We start from the raw sequence: 4,749 nt of genomic DNA on the forward strand, positions 1-4,749 counted from the left end.
TCGGGGATAAATCCCCTCGCCACAAGGTATGAGTTCACATTATCGGGTTCATCACCGCAGGGAGTTAACCCCAATGCCCAGCATCCAACTACACCCCGCCCACCGCGACGAACTGCAAACCATCGAAAACCTCATGCAGTTCTACATGTACGACTTCAGCCAATGGCTACCGCTGAGGCTCGGCGAACATGGTTTCTTCAGCATTTCTCTCAAGGACGATTACTGGCGTAACCCTGCGACCCAACCTTTCCTGATTCGCGTCGACGGTGAAATCGCCGGATTTATGATCGTCGACGATGACACCCGCATCGACGGCGCCGAACACAACCTCAGCTATTTTTTCCTCGCCCGGCGCTTTCGTGGCCAAGGCGTCGCGCAGTTTGTCGTCTCTGCCCTCTTGAGCCGCCTGCCCGGTCAATGGCAGATTTTCCACATCGACGCCAACCTGCCTGCGCAGCGCTTCTGGGCCAGGTTGATCCCCGAATTGACTGACGGCGCATTCACCCGCCAACAGCGCGCCGTGGACGGTTACCCCTGCACCTTCTACGTCCTGCGCGCCCCCGTGTCCGTTGCCTGATCGGAACTTTTCTCATTCCAAAACAGCTTTGTCCGACAATATGTAGTGACCAAAAATAATCACTACAAAACCGTTGACGGCACCGTTTTGCTTTTGCATGATGAAGACGTTCCCCGATCGGGAACATCGGTAACACGCTTGAGCAAACTCGTCTGACCGCCGAGTTGTTTTTTCCGGATACACGCTGCCCACAAGGCAGATTGAAGAAGCTGACCTGGCCTGAACGTCCAGTACAAGGACGAGAAGTGCTGGCGAAAATTCTCAAGACGCTTGTGGTCGACCCTGAAAACGTCGTCAAGGAGCCTCCCGGTTTTCGCTGCTTCTCCTCGTTGTGACGCTATTGCGTAGCAGTTATTCAACACGACTACATGCAACAGACGCATGACCCCGTACTTCACACGGGCGACCGCTGACGTCCTGGTTTCGGTGCCAGGGATCAACTAACCGATGGGCTACCTGTATTAGCGAATCAACTTTGAAAGATCACCAGACTGGTCAAGGGGCAAACATCATGAATCTGAACAATCAACCTACTATCGAAGAACTGGCTCGTATGTTCGCTGCGCAAAAAGACAGCCACGACAGCCACATTCTCTGGATCAGCAAGTCGGGTCAGGTGCATATCGACTGCCTGTCGCCCCACGCTGGTGAAGAAGAATTCGACCGCAGCAACCAGAACCTGCTGGCCCGCCTGAAGATGTATCGTCGCGGCCACGGTTATGTCGGCAAGAAAGCCGCGGCCGACAAGGACTTCATCGGCAATGTCCTGCAGACGCTGAAACAGGCGTGGGACTCGATGCAGAACAAGAACGAAGTTCGGGTGATTGACCGGTTCTGCTGATTTACAGCTTCAATAATTAAAAGGGCCTGCTTCCCATAAGGAGCAGGCCCTTTTTTGTTCCCCTAAAATTCCCTGTAGGAGCTGCCGAAGGCTGCGATCTTTTGATCTTGATCTTAAAAAACCAGATCAAAAGATCGCAGCCTTCGGCAGCTCCTACAGGGGGGTATTGAGTTCCAGCACCAACTTCATAAATGCCACCGCCGCCGCGCTGTGATAATTATTGCGCCGCCGCAACAGCGCCGCCCCTCGCTGCGGCGCTTCGTTCTCGACCCGCAACCTGCGTAACGCCCGATCCTCGGTAGCAATCGCCTCCGGCAACATCGTCGCCAGCGGCGAATGGCGCACCACTTCCAGCAGCGTGCTCACCGAGTTCACCTCGATCCGCACCTGCGGCGTGATCCCGTGCAGACGGAAATACTCATCAATTGATAGCCGGGTGATGAAGTCCGGCGCCAGCAAGGCGAAATCCAGTTGCGCAAGATCGCTCGCCTTCAGCGCCGTAGTGCTGCCATAGAGCGGATGCTCACGCCCGACCATGATCCCCAGGGTTTCGGTAAATGCCGGAATGCACTCGATATCCGGGTTGCGCACCGGCGTAAAGGCAATCGCAACATCCAGCGAGTCGTCCGCCAGCCCTGCTTCGATGTCGTCCATCGACAACTCGAAAATCTGCAGATGAATGCCCGGATACCGCGCCGTAAAGTCACGCACCAACGGCCCGACCAGATACGCCATGAACGTTGGGGTCATGGCCAGGCGCAAAGTGCCACGGGACAGATCCTTCACGTCATGCAGCGCCCGCTTGCCCGCCTCCAGTTCCACCAGCACTCGCCGTGCACATTCAATGTAGGCCTCGCCGGCATCGGTGGGTCTGACTGTGCGCGAGGTGCGGTCGAACAGGTTCACCCCCAGGGTTTCCTCCAGTTGGCGGATCTGTTGCGACAGCGTCGGCTGCGACACGTGCAAGGCCTCCGCCGCTCGGGTGAAACCGCCGTGATCGGCCACGGCCAGCAGATAACGCAAATGTCGCAGCAGCATGGGATTCATCAACTATAGGCAGGACTTATGCTTGGCATTGTATATCGGTCTTGGACGCTATGGATCAATCGGCAGAAGATTGCTCCCACACAGCAAGCCAACCTTGAAAGGAGTGACACCATGCAACAGTCCCACGCCTACAACGATGCCAGCCTGGCCCTGACCACCCGCATTCTCGACATCAAGGCCCGCAAGAATCTGTCATGGCAGGATCTGGCCGATGGCACCGGCCTGAGCCTGGCCTACGTCACCGCTGCCCTGCTCGGCCAGCACCCGTTGCCGCAAGACGCTGCGCAAGTGGTCGGTGACAAACTCGAGCTGGACGCCGACGCCGTTGCCGCTCTGCAGATCATCCCGCTGCGCGGCAGCCTCAGCGGCGTGCCGACCGACCCGACCATCTACCGCTTCCACGAGATGATCCAGATCTACGGCACCACCCTCAAAGCCCTGGTTCACGAGCAGTTCGGCGACGGCATCATCAGCGCCATCAACTTCAAGCTCGACATCAAGAAAGTCGAAGACCCCGAAGGCGGCTCCCGCGCCGTAGTCACCCTCGACGGCAAGTTCCTGCCACTGCGTCCGTTCTGATCCGCGCGGCCCGCACCTCGCGTGCGGGCCAACCGCTCACTTGCTCAATGAGGACACGCCCATGAAAGCCCTGATCGACGGTTTCCTGAAGTTCCAGAACGAAGCCTTTCCGCAACGCACCGAACTGTTCAAACACCTGGCGACCACTCAGCAACCCGGCACCTTGTTCATCACCTGTTCCGACAGCCGTGTGGTGCCGGAACTGCTGACCCAGCAAGAACCCGGCGAGCTGTTCGTGATCCGCAACGCGGGCAATATCGTGCCGTCCTACAGCCCGCATCCGGGCGGGGTTTCGGCGACGGTGGAATACGCAGTCGCGGTGCTGGGTGTGACTGACATCGTGATCTGCGGCCACTCCGATTGCGGTGCGATGACTGCGATTGCCCAGTGCAAATGCATGGATCACCTGCCTGCTGTCAGCGGCTGGCTGCAACATGCCGAGTCGGCGAAAGTGGTGAACGAGGCACGGCCCCATGCCAGTGAGGCGGCGAAATTGAGTTCGATGGTGCGCGAAAACGTGATCGCGCAACTGGCGAACATTCAGACTCACCCGAGCGTGCGCCTGGCCCAGGAGAAAGGCCTGCTGAATCTGCATGGCTGGGTGTATGACATCGAGACCGGCTCGATCGATGCGCTGGCGGCGGACCGGCGCACGTTTGTGCCGCTGGCCGAGCAGCCGGCGACGTGTGCCATTCAGGCAAACGCCAGCGCAGCTGCCTGAATCACATCGCCGCCCCCTGTAGGAGCTGCCGAAGGCTGCGATCTTTTGATTTTGCTTAAGAACAAGATCAAAAGATCGCAGCCTTCGGCAGCTCCTACAGGGCGCGCCGTGGATACGGATCAGCGTTTTACGCTGAGATCGATCTGGGTCATACGGCTGCGTACGGTGAACACCCCGTCGCCGGAAAGAATCGCACTGCGCGCAAACAACCGACCACTCTCCCAGTTCGAAAGCCCCAGTTCCGGCTTGTTCAGCGCGTATTGCCCATCGACCCAACGGGTGATCCCGTTACCCACAAACGGTGCATTCACCGCGTTGTAAAAGCGTTCCTGGACAGCAGCATCCTCGCTGATCAACGAGACCGTGAATTGCGGGCTGTAGCGGTTGAACAGCGTGATCGCCTGATCCAGATCGTCGACGATCATCAGGCTGACTTCCGGGGTTTCTTCCCATTCCCACTCGCGGCCCAGATCGGACTCGGCCAGTGGTTCGGCCAGGGCTTCAGTCTGATAACCCTCGGCGCGGTAGACCTCGACTGTCGCGTTCTGCCACTCGGTCGGCAGATAACTTTCACTGCCGGCGACGATGTGCAATTTGCAGCCCTGCCCGCGTGCGTTGCCGGCCTGCTGCAGCGCATCGAGGAACAGCGGCACCAGTTCGGCCGCACGATCACGTTGAATCAGGCAGACGTTCAGCGTGTTGCAGACTTTGCGATCCAGCGAGTTGCGCACTACCGCTGCGAAGCGTGTGGCATCAGCATCACGATCAGCGATCAACCACGCGCCGCCAGTGCCATGCAGGCTGACCGCCGTGCCCGCCTGCTGGGCGATGCTGCCCAACTGGCTCACCGCACGCCCCGAACCCCGGGCCACCGCCAGCGACAAACGCCGGTCGGCGAACATCGCCCAACCGGCGGCGTGATTGACGCTTTCCACCAGCGACACCGCCCCCGCCGGCAGACCGGCATCGGCCAGCGCCGGATTC

Annotated in this window: 6 protein-coding genes; 4 read left to right on the forward strand and 2 right to left on the reverse strand. The window is 59.1% G+C overall.

Annotated features, from left to right (window positions below; translation table 11 throughout):
• The first annotated feature begins 73 nt into the window (after positions 1–73).
• Positions 74–577, forward strand: coding sequence for a GNAT family N-acetyltransferase (locus tag DBR18_RS24320; protein ID WP_108592226.1), 504 nt, complete (start codon positions 74–76; stop codon positions 575–577).
• Positions 578–1,088: 511 nt separating this feature from the next.
• Positions 1,089–1,418 (forward strand): hypothetical protein, encoded by a 330-nt coding sequence (locus tag DBR18_RS24325; protein WP_041073389.1) that lies wholly within the window; start codon positions 1,089–1,091, stop codon positions 1,416–1,418.
• Positions 1,419–1,571: 153 nt separating this feature from the next.
• Here DBR18_RS24325 and cynR read toward each other — a convergent pair whose 3' ends face one another.
• Positions 1,572–2,456 (reverse strand): transcriptional regulator CynR, encoded by an 885-nt coding sequence (gene cynR, locus DBR18_RS24335; RefSeq protein WP_108592227.1) that lies wholly within the window; start codon positions 2,454–2,456, stop codon positions 1,572–1,574.
• A gap of 120 nt (positions 2,457–2,576) precedes the next feature.
• Between cynR and cynS the strand changes: the two genes are divergently transcribed.
• Positions 2,577–3,044: a cyanase gene (gene cynS, locus DBR18_RS24340; RefSeq protein WP_097090280.1), complete on the forward strand. Its 468-nt coding sequence runs from the start codon at positions 2,577–2,579 to the stop codon at positions 3,042–3,044.
• Between the two features lie 61 nt (positions 3,045–3,105).
• Positions 3,106–3,765, forward strand: coding sequence for a carbonic anhydrase (locus DBR18_RS24345; RefSeq protein ID WP_108592228.1), 660 nt, complete (start codon positions 3,106–3,108; stop codon positions 3,763–3,765).
• A 119-nt stretch (positions 3,766–3,884) separates the two neighbouring features.
• Here DBR18_RS24345 and DBR18_RS29830 read toward each other — a convergent pair.
• Positions 3,885–4,749 (reverse strand): aldehyde dehydrogenase family protein (locus DBR18_RS29830; protein WP_256588914.1); only part of this gene is annotated, 865 nt, incomplete at its 5' end.

Origin of the sequence: Pseudomonas sp. HMWF021 (assembly GCF_003061005.1) — a bacterium.
GTDB lineage: Bacteria > Pseudomonadota > Gammaproteobacteria > Pseudomonadales > Pseudomonadaceae > Aquipseudomonas.

Excerpts from the sequence above, each read along its gene's own strand:
- DBR18_RS24325 (WP_041073389.1), top strand. The coding sequence starts at position 1,089 with ATGAATCTGAACAATCAACCTACTATCGAAGAACTGGCTCGTATGTTC.
- cynS (WP_097090280.1), top strand. The coding sequence starts at position 2,577 with ATGCAACAGTCCCACGCCTACAACGATGCCAGCCTGGCCCTGACCACC.
- cynR (WP_108592227.1), bottom strand. The coding sequence starts at position 2,456 with ATGCTGCTGCGACATTTGCGTTATCTGCTGGCCGTGGCCGATCACGGC.
- DBR18_RS24345 (WP_108592228.1), top strand. The coding sequence starts at position 3,106 with ATGAAAGCCCTGATCGACGGTTTCCTGAAGTTCCAGAACGAAGCCTTT.
- DBR18_RS24320 (WP_108592226.1), top strand. The coding sequence starts at position 74 with ATGCCCAGCATCCAACTACACCCCGCCCACCGCGACGAACTGCAAACC.